Annotated in this window: 16 protein-coding genes; 11 read left to right on the top strand and 5 right to left on the bottom strand. The window is 46.5% G+C overall.

The features are described from left to right. Nucleotides 1-62 precede the first annotated feature (62 nt). Complete coding sequence (locus SHEWMR4_RS16050; RefSeq protein ID WP_011623804.1) at nucleotides 63-2,018, top strand: alkyl/aryl-sulfatase; 1,956 nt, start codon at nucleotides 63-65, stop codon at nucleotides 2,016-2,018. 14 nt (nucleotides 2,019-2,032) lie between these two features. Then, a complete protein-coding gene (locus SHEWMR4_RS16045) occupies nucleotides 2,033-2,488 on the top strand; it encodes a hypothetical protein (protein ID WP_041408854.1) in 456 nt (151 codons plus the stop codon). A 344-nt stretch (nucleotides 2,489-2,832) separates the two neighbouring features. On the opposite strand, the gene SHEWMR4_RS16040 is transcribed toward SHEWMR4_RS16045, so the two are convergent. Continuing rightward, nucleotides 2,833-3,744: a TIR domain-containing protein gene (locus tag SHEWMR4_RS16040; RefSeq protein ID WP_041409130.1), complete on the bottom strand. Its 912-nt coding sequence runs from the start codon at nucleotides 3,742-3,744 to the stop codon at nucleotides 2,833-2,835. A 226-nt stretch (nucleotides 3,745-3,970) separates the two neighbouring features. Between SHEWMR4_RS16040 and SHEWMR4_RS16035 the strand changes: the two genes are divergently transcribed. Further along, nucleotides 3,971-4,462: a DUF7000 family protein gene (locus SHEWMR4_RS16035; RefSeq protein ID WP_011623801.1), complete on the top strand. Its 492-nt coding sequence runs from the start codon at nucleotides 3,971-3,973 to the stop codon at nucleotides 4,460-4,462. A gap of 157 nt (nucleotides 4,463-4,619) precedes the next feature. After that, a complete protein-coding gene (locus SHEWMR4_RS16030; RefSeq protein WP_011623800.1) occupies nucleotides 4,620-5,024 on the top strand; it encodes a GFA family protein in 405 nt (134 codons plus the stop codon). A gap of 109 nt (nucleotides 5,025-5,133) precedes the next feature. Here the strand turns inward: SHEWMR4_RS16030 and SHEWMR4_RS16025 are convergent, their stop codons facing one another. From SHEWMR4_RS16025 to SHEWMR4_RS16015, 3 genes are read right to left on the bottom strand one after another with little or no spacing between them, the layout of a single operon-like run. Further along, nucleotides 5,134-5,859 carry an amino acid ABC transporter ATP-binding protein gene (locus tag SHEWMR4_RS16025; protein ID WP_011623799.1) on the bottom strand — a complete coding sequence of 242 codons (726 nt, stop codon included), beginning with the start codon at nucleotides 5,857-5,859 and terminating at the stop codon, nucleotides 5,134-5,136. Further along, a complete protein-coding gene (locus tag SHEWMR4_RS16020) occupies nucleotides 5,852-6,532 on the bottom strand; it encodes an amino acid ABC transporter permease (protein ID WP_011623798.1) in 681 nt (226 codons plus the stop codon). The genes SHEWMR4_RS16025 and SHEWMR4_RS16020 overlap by 8 nt, the downstream gene beginning before the upstream one ends. Before the next feature lie 5 nt (nucleotides 6,533-6,537). After that, on the bottom strand, nucleotides 6,538-7,272 hold the full coding sequence (locus SHEWMR4_RS16015) for a basic amino acid ABC transporter substrate-binding protein (protein ID WP_011623797.1): 735 nt from the start codon (nucleotides 7,270-7,272) through the stop codon (nucleotides 6,538-6,540). A 374-nt stretch (nucleotides 7,273-7,646) separates the two neighbouring features. On the opposite strand from SHEWMR4_RS16015, the gene SHEWMR4_RS16010 reads away from it, so the two are divergent. Next, complete coding sequence (locus SHEWMR4_RS16010) at nucleotides 7,647-8,471, top strand: hypothetical protein (RefSeq protein WP_011623796.1); 825 nt, start codon at nucleotides 7,647-7,649, stop codon at nucleotides 8,469-8,471. Nucleotides 8,472-8,475: 4 nt separating this feature from the next. Here SHEWMR4_RS16010 and SHEWMR4_RS16005 read toward each other — a convergent pair whose 3' ends face one another. After that, nucleotides 8,476-9,366, bottom strand: a complete 891-nt coding sequence (locus SHEWMR4_RS16005) for a LysR family transcriptional regulator (RefSeq protein WP_011623795.1) — start codon at nucleotides 9,364-9,366, stop codon at nucleotides 8,476-8,478. A gap of 120 nt (nucleotides 9,367-9,486) precedes the next feature. Between SHEWMR4_RS16005 and SHEWMR4_RS16000 the strand changes: the two genes are divergently transcribed. The 6 genes from SHEWMR4_RS16000 (at nucleotide 9,487) to SHEWMR4_RS15975 (ending at nucleotide 16,615) form a co-directional block, all read left to right on the top strand. Then, nucleotides 9,487-9,921, top strand: a complete 435-nt coding sequence (locus tag SHEWMR4_RS16000; protein ID WP_011623794.1) for a CidA/LrgA family protein — start codon at nucleotides 9,487-9,489, stop codon at nucleotides 9,919-9,921. Then, on the top strand, nucleotides 9,921-10,655 hold the full coding sequence (locus SHEWMR4_RS15995; RefSeq protein WP_011623793.1) for an LrgB family protein: 735 nt from the start codon (nucleotides 9,921-9,923) through the stop codon (nucleotides 10,653-10,655). Before SHEWMR4_RS16000 ends, SHEWMR4_RS15995 begins: the two co-directional genes overlap by 1 nt. A gap of 183 nt (nucleotides 10,656-10,838) precedes the next feature. Then, on the top strand, nucleotides 10,839-11,315 hold the full coding sequence (locus SHEWMR4_RS15990; RefSeq protein ID WP_011623792.1) for a GNAT family N-acetyltransferase: 477 nt from the start codon (nucleotides 10,839-10,841) through the stop codon (nucleotides 11,313-11,315). Between the two features lie 227 nt (nucleotides 11,316-11,542). Continuing rightward, a complete protein-coding gene (locus tag SHEWMR4_RS15985; protein ID WP_011623791.1) occupies nucleotides 11,543-13,018 on the top strand; it encodes a carbon starvation protein A in 1,476 nt (491 codons plus the stop codon). Nucleotides 13,019-13,274: 256 nt separating this feature from the next. Next, a complete protein-coding gene (locus tag SHEWMR4_RS15980; protein WP_041408853.1) occupies nucleotides 13,275-14,951 on the top strand; it encodes a glucan biosynthesis protein in 1,677 nt (558 codons plus the stop codon). A gap of 194 nt (nucleotides 14,952-15,145) precedes the next feature. Beyond that, entirely contained in the window at nucleotides 15,146-16,615 is a 1,470-nt protein-coding gene (locus tag SHEWMR4_RS15975) for an inorganic phosphate transporter (protein ID WP_011623789.1), read from the top strand. Nucleotides 16,616-16,622: the final 7 nt, after the last annotated feature.

Below are 16,622 nucleotides of genomic sequence, written 5' to 3'. Positions count from 1 at the left end.
ATAGAACATTGATGTACTAGGCTTATTAAGTTCTTTTGATAGCAAGCAATAAGGAGTATTGCATGAAGTTAGTAACAACATTAGTTATAGCAGCGATGGTTTCTTCCGGGGTCAGTGCGGCAGAGTCAAAACCTGCTACTCAGGCAACGATAGACGCAAATAACTCGGTCAAACAATCCTTGCCTTTTAGTGATAAAAAAGACTTTGAGAACGCTCAGAAAGGTCTTATTGCGAAACAAGATGTCGTGACCATTAAGAACGAACAAGGAGATGTCGTCTGGGATCTAGAACAGTACAAAAAGTATATCGACCTCAACAATCCTGCCCCTGATAGTGTCAACCCAAGCCTGTGGCGTAACGCACAGCTGAACATGATCAATGGTCTATTTGAAGTCACCGATGGTATCTATCAGGTCCGCGGCTATGATCTCAGTAACATCACTTTTATCAAAGGTAAAACGGGTTGGATTGTCTTTGATCCTCTTATCTCCCAAGAAACGGCTAAAGCAGCCTTAGATTTTGTCAATGAAAAACTCGGTAAGCGTCCCGTCGTGGCTGTGGTTTATAGCCATAGTCATATTGACCATTTTGGTGGTGTACGCGGCATTGTCGATGAAAAGGACGTTAAGGCCGGTAAGGTCAAAATTATCGCCTCGCATGGATTCACCGAGCATGCGGTTTCTGAAAACGTCATCGCCGGTAATGCTATGGGACGCCGTGCAATTTTCATGTACGGCGCTTTATTGCCTCGAAATGAATTTGGTGGTGTGAACGGTGGTCTGGGCCAAACCACTTCAACAGGTTTAGCCACACTCATCGAACCTACGGATATCATCGAGAAAACCGGCGATGAAATGACGGTTGATGGGGTCAAAATGGTTTTCCAATATACGCCTGGCACCGAAGCGCCAACGGAAATGAACACTTGGTTTCCAGATAAAAAGGCGCTGTGGATGGCCGAAAACTCAACCAATACCATGCATAACATTCTGACGTTGCGCGGCGCGCAAGTTCGCGACGCCTTGAAATGGTCTGGTTATTTACAGGATACCATTGAGATGTGGGGAGGGGACGTTAAGGTCAAGTTCCAAAGCCACCATTGGCCGATTTGGGGAAATGCTGACATTGTTGAGTACTTTAAGAAGCAGCGTGACATCTATAAATATACCCATGACCAAACAGTACGCTTAATGAACCAGGGCTACACGGGTGAAGAAATATCAGAAATCATTACCTTGCCAAAATCATTAGAAAATAACTGGAATACTCGCGGCTATTACGGAACGCTTCGCCATAACAGTCGTGCCGTCTATCAACGCTACATGGGTTGGTACGATGGTAATCCCTCAGATCTGAACAATTTGCCACCTACGGATGCCGCGGTGAAATACGTTGAGTATATGGGGGGGGAGAAAGCGGCAATTGATAAAGCGCAGGCAGACTTCGATAAAGGTAACTATCGTTGGGTTGCCGAAGTGCTTAAGCATGTCGTCTTTGCGAATCCACAGAGTCAACAAGGCAAGGCACTGCTGGCAGATGCTTACGAGCAGTTAGGTTATCAGTCCGAATCGGGTCCTTGGCGCTCCGTCTACCTGCAAGGTGCTTATGAGTTAAGAAATGGCGCCCCTTCGGCTGGCGGAGTTCAGACTGCATCGCCCGACATTATCAAAAATATGCCGCCTGAGATGCTGTTTGATTATCTCGCGGTACGTATTTTACCCGAAAAAGCAGAAGGTAAGAATTTTGCAATAAATCTGAACTTTACAGATTTAAATGAGAAATACACCTTGTATCTGGAGGACTCAGTACTCATTCATACTAAGAAACAATCCGATAAACCAAACGTGACGCTCACACTGAAAAAATCAGTATTGGATGACGTGCAGCTGGGTAATATCACCTTGGAAAAAGCGATTGCGAATGGGGATATTCAATTGAATGGGGATAAAGAAGTGTTCAAGGATTTCGTTGGAATGCTGGATAACTTCAATTTCTGGTTCAATATTGTCACTCCTTAGCAAGAGGCTTGAAAATGAAACTAATGGCTGCTTTTTTGACAGCAGTCTGTTCGTTTAGCGCAAGCCCAATAAGTTGGGCTTGCTCCTACGACGGTCAGTTTGCTAACCCTTTTTCAGAAAGCTACCCAGGGGCACTCGATGTTGCAATGGCGACTCAACAAGCGCTGAACGCTAAAACGATATCTGAACTTTCGAAACTCGAAGGTGAGGAAGGATTGCGTCGGGCGAGTGGATGGTTACAGTTGCTGGCAGATGAGTATTCCGCAGAGCTAAAAGGTGCTTACATCTACATAGTAGACAATCAACTATGGTCTAAGCTTGATACCAATAACAAGCTGGTTATTCACTCTCAACCACCTGAAATTAATCAAAAAGTATTTCTGTTAACAGAGGTCTCTTTGCATAGCATCGTTTCAAAGAGGCTAAGTTGGCAAGAGGCTGAAAAACTTGGTTTAGTCTGGAAGAGTTAATAAACAATATCCTTGTGACCCTTTGGGTTTGAAAGAGCTCAAATGGTCACAAGGCTTTTTTAAGTCGCTTTTCACGTTTTAAACTCATTAATTTGTGCATTTTTCCAATCTGAAATTGTCAAATTCATTTAGAATCAATTTCATATAGCTACACCAAATTAGTTAATAGCTTTGGAAAACGCGCATGCGCACTTTTCCAGATGGAGTATTTGGCAGAAAGCTGATAAGTTCTTTGCATACAGATAGTTAACCTTGCGCGTTTTTACTGGTCTAACGGGGTAAACGCGCATGCGCACGAATAAAATGTTATAAGCCAGTAGTTAGCTCCACTGGCTTTAGGCATATTAGACTAGGGCTGCGAGGTCGATTTCGCACCCAGCACCTTTCATTTCACGAGCTAGTGATAGTTTCCACGCCTCACTCTCATCGAATGGAACGTATACCACTCCGCTAAAGTCATTTGGTAGCTCTATGTTACCTTTCACGATGGCTGTAACTTTGCTTCGTCCCAGCTTAGCGATGAAATATCCATGTTCAAAAACGACATTCTGCCTAGCTCGGAACATAGGTGTTCTTTCACTGGCTTTCGCGCCTCTATCACAAGGAGTGTACAGTACGATAGCAAAGCAGACTTGGTCAGCGTAACGTTCAATTTTTTCGATGATCGTCTGGCTTCCACTAACTTGTTCATGCAAGATAATTGGCTCTAAGCCTACTTGGGAAATAAATCTAGCTACCTTTTCTTTAGTTAGCTCATCATGACCATGAACTATGAATACTTTCTTTTTCATCGGAGGTGTTGACCAATTAAATGCTTGCGCTTGTGCTGGTTCAGTGATCGAATTTTGCGGTTGCGGTTGCGGTTGCGGTTGCGGTTGCGGTTGCGGTTGCGGTTGCGGTTGCGGTTGCGGTGTGGTTCCTTGGAGTCTCGCAATAATTTCTAAGCACTCTTGTTTCAAAGTCTCATTGGTATTGCCAGTGTATGAGTAAGAATTATCTTTCTCAAAGTCATCCTGTTCCATGACTGCAGTGAGAAATTTCGCAATGACATCGTTGCTTTCTAGTTGCCACAAGGCTCTTACTCTGTTTGCTTTTGAACCAGACCCAAGGTTGTACTTTTCGTCATAGATCTCGATGCTTAAGTGCTCCGCAACGAATAGCTCTAGAGAGTTATTGGAAAAATTACTAAAGTACCCGCTCTCCATACCGAAGTAGCGTTCTAATTTCTTCTTTTCTAGTGTGGTTAAATCAGCCATGTAACTAACCAAGTAATATGCGATAAACATGAGTATGTTACCATAAGTAATTGGTTTACAGCGACAAATGGCTTATAACAAGCAATTTAAGAGGGATTCTCAACGCTTGGCACTTTTGCTTCTACTTCAAATTTAGCGTTTACGGTAGAATGCGTTAGGTTGGGTGGTGGCGTTGTTCACCACTTAATTTGGCGTTATGTGCCTGCAGAGTTTAGAGGACAAGGATATGCCAGATGAAAAAAGTTTAAATGCTCGAATTCCAGCGTACAGAAAAGCGTTCGCGAATGGGGAGCTCCAAAAAACATATCAAAGCCTTGTTGGAATCGTACAAAATCTCAGAACTGAATTTGATAAACATTACAAAGGCGAATACTTAGTTGCAAATGTACTGCATGGTTATATCGACTTTACTTATTTTTATTTGCAAAACGATTTCCTTAAAAAACACAAACTCAAGTTAGCGATCGTACTAAACCATCAAGAGGTGCGCTTCGAGCTTTGGTTGTTGGGACAAACAAAAGATGTTCAGATTAGTTATTGGGAAAAGTTACAAGGCATTAAGTGGGTGAACCAAGATGTCATGCCAGAATGGTCAATCTTTGAAGTTACAATGCTTGCCAGTCCCGATTTCGACAATGCCAAGATGTTATCTGAGTCAATTTTCACTGTGTTTTCTGGCTTGTCTATGGAGATTTTTAACACATTGAAGGCATACTAATAATATGCACATAACAATACAAACGCTTCAAGGGGGAACTGCTAACGCGCGGCGTTTCCTGTCCCATTGTGCCGAAGTGATTACGGCCGTTGTGTTTGAGTTTAGTGGTAATGCGTTGCCAGCCCCTTAGGTGGACGTTACTAAGTCGAGACATATTATGAAGCTTGATGGCGGATGCTTATGCGGAAAATTACGATATTCAATTGATGCAATCCCAATTGATGCTGGATTTTGTCATTGTAAAATTTGTCAGAAAGCCAATGGCGCTCCCATGGTAGCTTGGTTAACGATTCCCTTTTCTGGTTTTTTATACACAAGTGGTGATGCTGCTATATATGCTTCAAGTCAAAAATATCAGAGGGAGTTCTGTCGTTATTGTGGTTCACAGATAGCTTTTAGGGCGACAGTTGAGCCAAAAACTATAGATATCACAATATGTACGTTAGACGAGAGTTCAAAAGTCGAGCCTCAGTACCACATATGGTGTCAAAGCAAAGTGAACTGGTTACATTTAAATGATGAGCTCCCACAGTTTTTGGATTCAGGTCCAGACGGCCCCTAAAAACTCACAAACGACTCAAGAGAGACTTTAGTAGGGTAAATAAAACGCCCACAGTTAACACTAACAATGGGCGTGGAAGATTAAGCTTAATCGATGTCCGCTGCTTGAATTAACGCAGCACCTTGCTTAAAAAGCTTTGGGTTCTGGCTTCTTTGGGGCGGGTGAATAATTCCTCGGGGATATTGGACTCCACCACATAGCCGCCATCCATAAAGATGACTCTATCGGAAACATCGCGTGCAAAGCCCATTTCATGGGTCACAATTACCATGGTCATGCCTTTTTGCGCTAAGTCCTTCATCACATCCAGTACATCGCCGACCATTTCGGGGTCGAGTGCCGAGGTGGGCTCATCGAAAAGCATCAGATCCGGCTCCATCGCCAAGGCGCGGGCAATAGCAACCCGTTGTTTTTGTCCACCCGAGAGACTCGAAGGATAGGCATTGGCTTTATCCTGCAAACCCACTTGAGTAAGCAGCGCCAGCGCCTTGTTATCGGCTTCAGCTTGGGTCATTAACTTTAGGCTCACTGGCGTTAAGGTAATGTTTTGCAATACGGTTTTATGGGGGAACAGGTTAAAGTTTTGGAACACCATGCCCACTTTTTGCCGCAATTTATCGACACAGGCATCTTTAGCGGTAATGGATTGCCCTTCGATTTCAATATCCCCTTGGGTGGGTTTTTCTAACAGGTTGATGCAACGTAAAAAGGTGCTTTTACCGCTGCCGCTGGGGCCGATCACACTCACCACTTCGCCTTGGCGAATATGTTCGTTGATGCCCTTAAGGACCGCGTTATCGCCGTAACTTTTGTGTAGGTTGGTTATGTTAATCACTTTGCTTCAACCTCTTTTCGAATTTCGACAGCATAAATGTGAAGCTGTAGGTCAGGAACAGGTAAATCAGTGCACAGGTAAAGAGTGGGATACTGTCTTCAAAAGTACGGCTACGGATAATTTCACCCGCCCGCATTAAATCCACCCCGCCAATAAAGCCAATTACGGCGGTTTCTTTGAGTAGCACGATAAACTCATTGCCTAACGCGGGCAGAATATTCTTAATCGCCTGCGGCAGAATAATCAGCTTCATGGTCATCGCCTGTGACAGGCCGAGCGAGCGTGCCGCTTCGGTTTGACCTTTATCGACGGCTTGGATCCCTGCGCGAATAATCTCAGAGATATAAGCGCCGCTGTTTAAACCAAAGGCGATGATGGCGGCGGTCACCTTATCAACATCGAATGCGGCCAGCACGATGAAGTAAAGGATTACTAACTGCACCACCACTGGCGTGCCGCGGATCACGCCAACATAAAGCTCTGCGGGGAAGCGGATATACCACTTTGATGACATCTTCATCAGTGTGGTACCCACGCCTAATACTGCGCCTAATAACATGGCGAAGAAGGTCACAATCAAGGTGACTTTTAAGCCGTTTAAGATCAGTAGTATGCCTATCATGCCGTCGTCGCCAATGGGGCTAAACAGCGAAGTATTGATTGCTTCTAACATAGGGATCACTTGATATGGGCTGAAACGAGCGCCTGATATTGGCCGCTTTCTTTCAAGTTTTTCAGCGTGTTATTAATGCTATTGAGAAGTTCTGGCTGCTGCTTTGATACCGCAAAGCCATAAAACTCTGGGGGGAAATCCAGCTTGATCAGTTTGAGATCCGGGTTTTTCGCCAGATAGTTCGCCGCAGGCTCGCTATCGAATAGCACTAAGTCGACTTTGCCATTCTTCAGTTCCATAATGGCTTCGAAGCCTGTGTTAAAAGCGGTGACATTTTGGGTGTATTTTTTAGACATCATATCGGCGGTTGAGCCGAGCTGCACCGCAAAGTGTTTGTCTTTAATGTCATCAAGGGTATGAATGGTGTCGTTATCTTTATTCACGAGTAGCACTTGAGTCGCCTCGTAATAGGGCTCCGAAAAGTTAACGCTGGCTTGGCGCTCAGGGGTGATGGTCATGCCCGAGGCGATAAAATCAATCTTGCCTGAGTTTAGCGCTACGATCAGTGAATCGAATTTCATGTTTTCGACTTTGAGCGTCTTGCCGGCATCTTTAGCGATTTGTTTGGCAAGCTCAATATCGAAGCCTTTGATTTCGTCGCCACTTTGTCCGCCAACATATTCAAAGGGCGGGAAGGCCGCATTGGTGCCAACCACTAAAACATCGTTGCTTTTCCCACATCCAGCTAACAACAAGGTGGCAGTGAGGGCTAGGCCGCCTAATAACATGGATTTTTTCATTTAAGACTCTCTTTTGAATGACTCGCAATGTGGCGACTATAGGGATGTGATGCTCTTGTGTCAATAATTATGCTTTAAAAATGATTAAAAATTCATACTAGATCGCAATTGCTGTATGCCTAAACACTTGTGATTACAACGCTGGCTGTGTTTGATATCGATACGTTTTTAAAGCGTTAGTGAATTGTTTAGGATGACCGTGAATAGCAATTTTCGGCTTTCACTTGTGCGGGATATATCATTTTTTATTCATTTTTACGGCTAAAATAGTGAGCGATGAACGATTTCTAACAAAAATTGTAAAAACTTCATTAAATTATGCCCAGTTAATCTAATCTTAATGCAGGATCAAATAGCAATTTATGGAGCGAAATGTGAGATACCTAACTCTGGCACCAGCGGCACTCCTTTTGGGTCTAGCAACTTCGGTCAGTGCAGAAGAATCGACCCAGTGGCATTACACCATGGGGATACACGATTTTATTGTGGAACAGGAGAGTTCACATACCTTTGGATTTAACGGCAACATTATGATTGAACATACCACGGCGTCGGATATTTACCTGTCCGCCATGCTGGATATGTTTATCGACATTGATACCGACGATCTCGACCCCGACCATATTCCCGTGTGGTTTAAATCGGACTATGTGGCCTCGGGTGAGTTCTACCATATCGATCCTCGCTTCTTCTTCGGATGGCAAGTGGACCTACAGGGTAAACGTAACACTGTGAGTTCTATCGAAAAGCAAGCCAAGCTATTCCCTGAATTAACCGCCAATTATAAGGGGCAGGAATCGCAGGCCCAGTTAAAGGCGGGCGCGGGTTATTACTATTTAGAAATCGATGACGACGTGCCCCGTACCCGTGGTTACGATCGGGGAGATTTTGGTAATGGCGAGTTCGCTTACACCTTAATGGGCAGTTTTGGTTTTGATATCACGCCTAAATTAAACATGAGTTTTGCCGCGCAAAACTGGAACGATGGTGATAAATGGCTTGAAAATCAATATCGCTTCAGCATGAGTTACGATACGGATTATTGGGAGAAGGGCAGCCAGTGGTTACTGTATGTGGAGCATACCGAATACAATCTAGACCACTATGCCAAGGAGAGTGTGCACTCACCCGACTACTTGCCCATCCTGCCTTGGGATAACGATACCTTAGTGCGCTTTAGCTTAGTCGTGCCTTGGTAGTGAGCTACTTTTGCGTTAAGTGTTTCTCCACTAACGCAATCATCGCTTTTGCCGCAAAGGACAATACCTGTTCTTTGCGCCAAAACAGCGATAGTTCCCAGCGCAGTTCGTCACTCGCCAATGGAATATTCACCACTCCCGATACACTGTAACGCCGCGCGATAGAGCGCGGCAGTATCATCACGCCCGTGCCCGCCGCCACGAGGGCGATCCCGAAGTCGGCTTGGCTGACTCGAGTGATGTTTTTAGGGGTAAATCCCGCGTGTTGGCAAGCGGTTAATACCAGTTGATACAAGGTGTATTCGGTTTCAAACATCACTTGTGGCTCGTCGACTAAGTCGTGGATCGACAGCATTGGTCGTGAGGTGAGGGGATTCTCCTTGGGCAGCACCACCACCATGGGATCGTTAAACACCCGAATGCCGTGGTAACCATCGTCGAAGTTAATAATCCCGGTGGCCAGTTCAATTTCACCCTTTTGAATCGCTAAAGTTTGCTCCACGCCGCCGCGCACCAGCAGGTGCATATCAATTTGCGGATATTGCTGGCGATATTTGGCAATGATAGGAGCAAAAATCTCAGCACTGCCGAGTGGCGCAAGACCGAGTTTCAATTCGCCTGCGGTTAAACTGCGCTGGGCACTGAGTTCGGCCAGCATGCGTTGTCGCCCAGCGAGCAACTCCTTTCCATGGCGATAGACCACTTCTCCCGCTTGGGTAAGCTTAACCTGAGTGCCACGCTTGCCGCGCTCGAGTAGTACCAAATCGAGTTCTTCCTCTAATTGGCGCAGCGCCTTGGAGAGGGCGGGTTGGGTGAGGTGAACCTTTTCGCTGGCCTTACCAAAACCGCCGGCATCGATGATCTCGATAAAATAACGCAGCACTTTAAGATCCATTCTCGCCTCGATAATACATTCTTAAAATTCATGGATTACATGCTTAATATTCATTTTTTTTATTGAAAAGGCAAGCCTAAAATATTCCCATAGCAACTTTGGTGTAAATCGAGAAACCGCATGTCTTTCCTACAAGCCGCAATACGTCGATGCCGTCATGGGGCTTTATTGTTAACTCAAATTGGCCTCTTTTGTTTATTGTCTTTAGCCTGCCATTGGTTAGCCACTTGGGCGCATTTACCTGTGCCAGGTAGTGTTTTAGGTTTAGGTATCTTACTGATTTTACTTGCGACTAAGCTAATACCTGAAAATGCGGTGCAGCTTGGTGCCGCTTGGTTGATTGGTGAGTTGCTGCTGTTTTTTATTCCGCCAGTGATCTCTGTTATCAAGTACGAAGGCCTGTTTGAGCAATATGGGGTGAATATTCTCTTCACCTTAGTCATGGGCAGTGTGTGCGTGATGGTGGGTACGGGATTTGTGGTTGACCGAGTATTTCGTTTCGAGCGTCAACTCAATATCAAAAAGCATGCACGTCGCCATGCTAAGGCCGCCTAATGTCGAGCCTTAACTTAAGCCCTACGGCGATTTCTGAATTACTGTTTTCGCAGACGGGATTGGCACTTATCAGCTTGTTATTAACGCTATTTTGTTACTTTGTGGCCAAGCGTTTATATAGGCTCCACCGTGTGTGGTGGTTGGCGCCAATTGTACTCGCGCCCGTGGTGATCACGCTCTTGGTGTTTAATCTCGATATTCCACTGCCCACTTATTTTGAATACACCCATTGGTTAATGGCGATGTTAGCACCTGCGACGATCGCATTTGCCTTGCCGATTTATCGGGAGCGTAAACTTATTCGCCAATATCCGCTGACTATTGCCCTTGGAGTGATAGCGGGATTGTTGCTGGGCATGATTTCTAGCTGGCTGTTAGTGAAATTTGTGCCACTGCCGGTCGAGCTGTCTAAGAGCTTGTTGGTGCGCTCGGTATCTACGCCCTTTGCGATGGAGGCGACAAGCGCCTTTGGCGGTGTGCCAGAACTGACCGCCATGATGGTGCTCATCACTGGCATTATCGGCATGTTGGTATGTGAGCCGCTGTTCAAGCTGATGCACATTCGTACGTCTTTAGGTAAGGGCGTGGCATTAGGCGCTTCGGCCCACGGTGCGGGCGCCGCAAAAGCCAGTGAGTTAGGCCAGCAAGAGGGCGTTATTGCCAGTTTGACCATGATTTTTATCGGAATCGCCATGGTGCTGGGCGCGCCCGTATTTGCGGTGATCTTCAGTTAATGTTCGAGAGTGATGTGCTGAATTTGCGTTAACCCTCTCCACCTTAATGTGATTTTGTTAGTTTTAATGATGTTGTTTTGCCTCTTAGGGCGCTAACCTCTGCTTGGTTATGCGCCCATTTTTTTAGCTAACGGCGAGTCTCGAAATAGAGTGACACTAAATTAAATCGAATAGGGATATAGGATGGATAAGCAAACACGGGTATCGAATGTGACATTGAGGCCCATAGGGCAAGACGATCTGGAGTTGATCTTCACCCATCAACAGGATCCGATTGCATCCCAATTGGCACAGTTTCCCTCGCGGGCTCGAGAGGCGTTTTACCTTCATTGGCAGCAAAATATCCTCGGACAGGCGTCGGTACTGGCACGAGGGATAGAAGTCGATGGCTTGCTGGTTGGCAATATCGGTCATTGGCATATGGATGGTCAGGCGATGATTGGTTACTGGATTGACCGCGCATTTTGGGGGCGCGGGGTAGCAACCTTAACCTTAAGCGCATTTTTACCTTTAGTGACCTCAAGGCCGCTTTTTGCCCATGTAGCACAGCATAATCTTGCGTCCCAGCGAGTGCTGCTGCGACACGGATTTGTAAAGACGGATACTTTAATTCAAGAGAAGGGAGATGCGGCGCCACTGTTCGAGTTGGTACTGCGCTGATGCTTAAACCATCACACTAACCAAAGGCTTAAAGCCCTTTACCTGAGATTTTGGCATATTGAGAGCCGATACATTATTTAATAAATCTATTTAGATATACGTGTTTTATCGTAAATTTAGATTTATCAACCCGACTTTAGTCTAGTACCTGATGGCTTGACCTCATTGGCTAACTCAATGAAACTCTCCATTTAATCACCTCCTACTAAAGTATGGATAATTAAATAATGTTTATTTTCTTCTTATGCCTTGCGCTCTTAGTGCTGGCATACAAGTTTTATAGCCCATTTGTTGAGCGCCAAGCAGGGATTGATCCTAAAGCGCAAACACCCCAAGCAAGATTCGAAGACGGCGTGGACTATGTGCCCGTTCACCCCGCCAAAGCGTTTTTGATCCAATTCTTAAACGTTGCCGGTGTAGGCCCGATTTTTGGTCCTATCCTAGGTGCTTTATATGGTCCAGTGGCGTTACTCTGGATTGTGTTAGGTAACATTATTGGCGGCGCGGTACACGACTATTTCTCGGGTGTGTTAAGCATTAAAGAAGACGGTAAGAGCCTGCCAGAAATCGCTGGTCACTACTTTAATGTCTACTTTAAAGGCGTGATGCTGCTGTTTACTGCGATGTTACTGTTCTTCGTGGGCGTGGTGTTTATCATGAGCCCAGCGGGTCTGTTAAGTAACCTCGACTATTTTAAAGATACCATTTTTGGCAATAACACCTTCTGGGTGTTAGTGATTTTGGCTTATTACTTCTTAGCCACTATGCTGCCAATCGATAAGATCATCACTAAGCTTTACCCTGCTTTTGGTCTGTTGATGATCGTTATGACCACTTCGATTGCGGTTGCTCTGCTGATCAGCGCGCCACAGTTACCCGAAATGGGCGATGTGTTTGCTTACTTCAACCACAGCCATTACAACAATGACTTGCTCGAGCCTAACCCCGACGGTTTACCGATTTGGCCATTGCTGTTTGTGACTATTACCTGTGGTGCTATCAGTGGTTTCCACTCGACTCAAGCACCTATCATGGCGCGCTGCCTGACCAACGAGAAATACGTCCGCCCCGTTTACTATGGCGCTATGGTGGCTGAAGGTGTTGTGGCTTGTGTGTGGGCAACTGCGGGGATTGCAGCCTTCCCTGGTGGTTATGTTGAGCTTAAGAGCTTACTCGACCAAGGTGGTCCAGGCCTTGTCGTTAACCAAGTGGCCACGAGCTATCTTGGTGTATTAGGCGGTGTGATGGCGATTATTGCGGTGGCTGTATTCCCTATTACTTCGGGTGATACTGCATTTAGATCGCTGCGCCTCACTATTATCGACGCCTTTAACATCCCACAGAGTATGCGTAACCGTTTGCTGGTGGCGGCGCCTATCCTGACCATCGCTTACTTTATGACTAAGATCGACTTCTCCTTGATCTGGCGTTATTTCGCCTTCTCAAACATGCTGTTATCGACAAGCGTGCTGTGGTTGGCGACTAAGTATCTGTTCGATAGAGGCAGCTTCCATTGGATTGTGAGTTTGCCTGCGATTGCCGGAACCTGTGTGACCATCTCTTACATCATGACGGCGGGTATTGGTTTAGGTTTGCCTCAATCTCTGAGCCAACCCGTGGGGATTGCGGTCGGCGTGGTGTGTTTAGTGGCTTTGATTATTGCCCATAACAAACGCAAAACAGTGCTGAATACAAACTCTTAACCTCACCGGTTTTATGACTGCTAAGGGCTGCATTTTGCAGCCCTTTTTAATACTATTTTCATAAACTGGCGTCAGTATTGAATATTGTCACTGTGACATATTCCATTGCGTCGAAATTATGTTAGATTCTGGCGAACTGATGGAGATAGAGGTATGGTTATCACTGTCATCAACAGTTCTCCACAGGGCAGTCACTGCAATATTGCTTACTTTTGCAGAGAAGTGTCAGGAAGTTACACCAAATCAGAGTCTGCTTATGCAACCCAATTTATTTCCCGAACAAAGACATTTAAATCGTGAGCCGATGGTGATGCCGTCGGTGGAAGCTCAGTCTACCCGTAGCCGTTTACAACGCATTGTGGGCAGTGTACTACTCACTTGCAGCGTGTTGTTAAGCTTATCTGCTTGTGCAGCGGGTAAGGCGAGCGCACCGCAGGAAGAAGAGTTTAGCTACGCCTGGTTGAAAGGCTATGCCCATACGCTGGCGACTGAGTCCTATGTGAGCCATAAGGGCGAGTTGCCAAAAAGCTTACAGGGCATGAGCTGGGATGATTACCAGCAGTTCCATTTCAAGAAAAAAGCCGCCCTGTGGCGTGAGGATGATTCGGAGTTTCGCGCCGAGTTATTCCACTTAGGCTTGTACTTCGATACGCCTGTGCATATTTACCAATTGGAAAATGGCAAGGCTAAGCTTATCGAATATTCGTCTTCCATGTTCGATTACGGTAAATCCAAGGTAAAGGGTAGCCAACTACCGAAAGACCTAGGCTTTGCTGGGTTTAGAATGCAGTTTAATACCGACTGGCAGCGTGACGTGGTCGCCTTCTTAGGTGCCAGCTATTTCCGCGCCGTAGGTCAAGAAATGCAATATGGTCTATCTGCCCGTGGTTTAGCGGTCGACACTGCGCTGCCTAAGCCTGAAGAATTTCCTATGTTTACCCGTTTCTGGTTAGAGAAACCACAACCGGGTTCTAATATTGCGACTGTGTACGCTCTGTTAGATTCACCAAGTGTAACAGGGGCTTACCGTTTTGATATCGAGCCGGGTGAGCGTTTAAAAATGAAGGTTGATGCGGCGATTTACCCGCGTAAAGCCATCGAACGTTTAGGCGTTGCACCACTGACCAGTATGTACATGGTGGGTGAAAACGATCGCCGCACTGGTTACGACTGGCGTCAAGAGATCCACGATTCAGACGGTCTTGCCATGCACACGGGGAACGGTGAATGGATTTGGCGTCCGCTGGGCAACCCAAGCAACTTGCGTTTCAATGCCTATAGCGATGAGAATCCAAAGGGCTTTGGTTTAATGCAGCGCGACCGTAACTTCGACCATTATCAAGATGATGGCGTGTTCTACGAGAAGCGTCCAAGCCTGTGGATTGAGCCAACTGGCAACTGGGGTAAAGGTTCGGTGCAGTTAGTGGAAATTCCAACACTGGATGAAACCTTCGACAATATCGTGGCGTTTTGGAACCCTGCAGAGCCCATTCAACCGGGGCAAGAGTTACTCTACAGCTACAACATGTACTGGGGCGGTATTCCACCCGTGCAGTCTCCCCGTGCTCGTGTGGTCGATACCTTTACTGGTATTGGTGGTGTGGTTGGTCAAAAGCGTAAGTACTATAGCAAGCGCTTCGTGATTGATTTTGCTGGTGGTTCCTTACCTATGCTGGGTAAAGATACCCAAGTGAAAGCGGTGATTTCGACCTCTCAGGGGCGTGTAGAAATCGAATCTGCTCGCCCACAACATGCGATCAACGGTTACCGCGCTATGTTTGACCTAGTGCCGCCAGAAGATAGCGTAGAGCCGATTAACCTCAGAGTTTACTTAGAGGTAGATGGTCAGCCGTTAACTGAGACCTGGATGTACCAGTGGACACCACCACCAGTGAACGAACGTGAGCTGCATAACGCCGGTCATCTGCAGTAAGCCGTGACTCAGTGTTAAATCTTAAAACGCCAGCCCTGTGCTGGCGTTTTTGCATTAGCGGATTTGTTAAATGCAAGCCTGATACGGAGTTATTGAGGACTGATTCACTTTTTGCAAATCTAAATAATTTTTCACTGTCAAAGAGGCCAACCTTAGGCGTAATCTGTGGCGTCCTCGTTATAGGTTAGCGATTCATGTTTGAGATATTGACTTCTATCGGCCTGGGTTGGTCGGTAGCTTTAGTGCTGGCGGTGTTATTTGTGCTGGCCTACGAATTTATCAATGGTTTCCACGATACCGCCAATGCTGTTGCCACTGTCATCTACACCAAGGCAATGCCTGCCAACCTCGCGGTGATTTCTTCAGCCCTGTTCAACTTTGCCGGAGTGCTGCTCGGTGGACTTGGCGTCGCCTATGCAATAGTGCATCTCTTGCCCGTCGATTCTTTACTGGGAATGGATTCAACCCAAGGGCTGTTGATGGTGTTCTCACTGCTCTTTTCGGCCATTATTTGGAACTTAGGGACTTGGTATTTTGGCATTCCGGCCTCCAGTTCCCATACCCTGATTGGCTCGATTATGGGGGTTGGCGGCGCGTTCGCCTGGATACACAATGAACCTGTACTGCATGGCATTAATCTCACCAAAGCCACGCAAATTATGCTGTCGTTGATCATTTCGCCCACGCTGGGATTTGTGCTGGCGGGGATACTGTTATTGCTAATGAAGTTAGTGTGGCAAAAGCACAAGATCCACCGTACCCCCGATGAACAATTTCAGATTAATGGTAAACGCCATCCGCCGTTCTGGGCGCGCGTCAGTTTGATAGCCTCGGCCATGGGGGTGAGCTTCGCCCACGGTTCTAACGATGGCCAAAAGGGCATTGGTTTAGTGATGCTGGTGCTGATCTGTATGGCGCCGGCGTATTTTGCCCTCGACATGAGTAGCCAATCCTATGATTTGGCGAGAACGCAAGATGCTAATCGTCGTATTATGGCGATTTATAGCCGCAATCAAGCTGTGATTAGCGATCTTGTGGATGTGCAAGCACAGGTTAATACGAGTGACAGTTTGCTGAGCCATTGCTCGGCGCAAACCGTATTACCGGCCATGTCACAGCTCGACCGCCGTTTAGATAAGGCCAGTAGTTTTCAAGAGATGAGTGTCGAAGAACGTCGAGAGGTGCGCCGCTTGCTGCTCTGTATCGATGATACCGCGCGCAAGGTGGCAAAATTAGACCTGCCCGCCAAAGAGTTAACATCACTCAATAAATGGCGTAAGGATCTGGCTAAATCGACTGAATATGCGCCTTTGTGGGTGATAGTGGCAATAGCGACGGCTCTGGGCTGTGGCACCTTAGTGGGGTGGCGCCGCATTGTTTATACGGTCGGCGAGAAGATTGGCTCCTCGGGGATGACCTATAGCCAAGGTATTGCGGCGCAGGTGACGGCGGCGGCATCGATTGGGATCGCCAGCGTGACGGGAATGCCGGTTTCAACCACCCATATTCTGTCTTCGGCGGTGGCGGGCACTATGGTGGCCAATCGCTCAGGCTTACAAAGCCAAACCATTAAGCAGATTTTATTAGCTTGGGTACTGACACTGCCGGTTACCATGCTCTTGTCTGCCTTGGTGTTTATTCTGGCTAATGCCCTTTGGGGCTAAGCTAAAT

This window comes from Shewanella sp. MR-4 (assembly GCF_000014685.1).
Taxonomy (GTDB): Bacteria; Pseudomonadota; Gammaproteobacteria; order Enterobacterales; family Shewanellaceae; genus Shewanella.
Note: the sequence above shows the minus strand (reverse complement) of the source record. Positions and strands in the feature narration are given on the sequence as shown.

Excerpts from the sequence above, each read along its gene's own strand:
- SHEWMR4_RS16050 (WP_011623804.1), top strand. The coding sequence starts at position 63 with ATGAAGTTAGTAACAACATTAGTTATAGCAGCGATGGTTTCTTCCGGG.
- SHEWMR4_RS16045 (WP_041408854.1), top strand. The coding sequence starts at position 2,033 with ATGAAACTAATGGCTGCTTTTTTGACAGCAGTCTGTTCGTTTAGCGCA.
- SHEWMR4_RS16040 (WP_041409130.1), bottom strand. The coding sequence starts at position 3,744 with ATGGCTGATTTAACCACACTAGAAAAGAAGAAATTAGAACGCTACTTC.
- SHEWMR4_RS16035 (WP_011623801.1), top strand. The coding sequence starts at position 3,971 with ATGCCAGATGAAAAAAGTTTAAATGCTCGAATTCCAGCGTACAGAAAA.
- SHEWMR4_RS16030 (WP_011623800.1), top strand. The coding sequence starts at position 4,620 with ATGAAGCTTGATGGCGGATGCTTATGCGGAAAATTACGATATTCAATT.
- SHEWMR4_RS16020 (WP_011623798.1), bottom strand. The coding sequence starts at position 6,532 with ATGTTAGAAGCAATCAATACTTCGCTGTTTAGCCCCATTGGCGACGAC.
- SHEWMR4_RS16015 (WP_011623797.1), bottom strand. The coding sequence starts at position 7,272 with ATGAAAAAATCCATGTTATTAGGCGGCCTAGCCCTCACTGCCACCTTG.
- SHEWMR4_RS16005 (WP_011623795.1), bottom strand. The coding sequence starts at position 9,366 with ATGGATCTTAAAGTGCTGCGTTATTTTATCGAGATCATCGATGCCGGC.
- SHEWMR4_RS16000 (WP_011623794.1), top strand. The coding sequence starts at position 9,487 with ATGTCTTTCCTACAAGCCGCAATACGTCGATGCCGTCATGGGGCTTTA.
- SHEWMR4_RS15995 (WP_011623793.1), top strand. The coding sequence starts at position 9,921 with ATGTCGAGCCTTAACTTAAGCCCTACGGCGATTTCTGAATTACTGTTT.
- SHEWMR4_RS15990 (WP_011623792.1), top strand. The coding sequence starts at position 10,839 with ATGGATAAGCAAACACGGGTATCGAATGTGACATTGAGGCCCATAGGG.
- SHEWMR4_RS15985 (WP_011623791.1), top strand. The coding sequence starts at position 11,543 with ATGTTTATTTTCTTCTTATGCCTTGCGCTCTTAGTGCTGGCATACAAG.
- SHEWMR4_RS15980 (WP_041408853.1), top strand. The coding sequence starts at position 13,275 with ATGCAACCCAATTTATTTCCCGAACAAAGACATTTAAATCGTGAGCCG.
- SHEWMR4_RS15975 (WP_011623789.1), top strand. The coding sequence starts at position 15,146 with ATGTTTGAGATATTGACTTCTATCGGCCTGGGTTGGTCGGTAGCTTTA.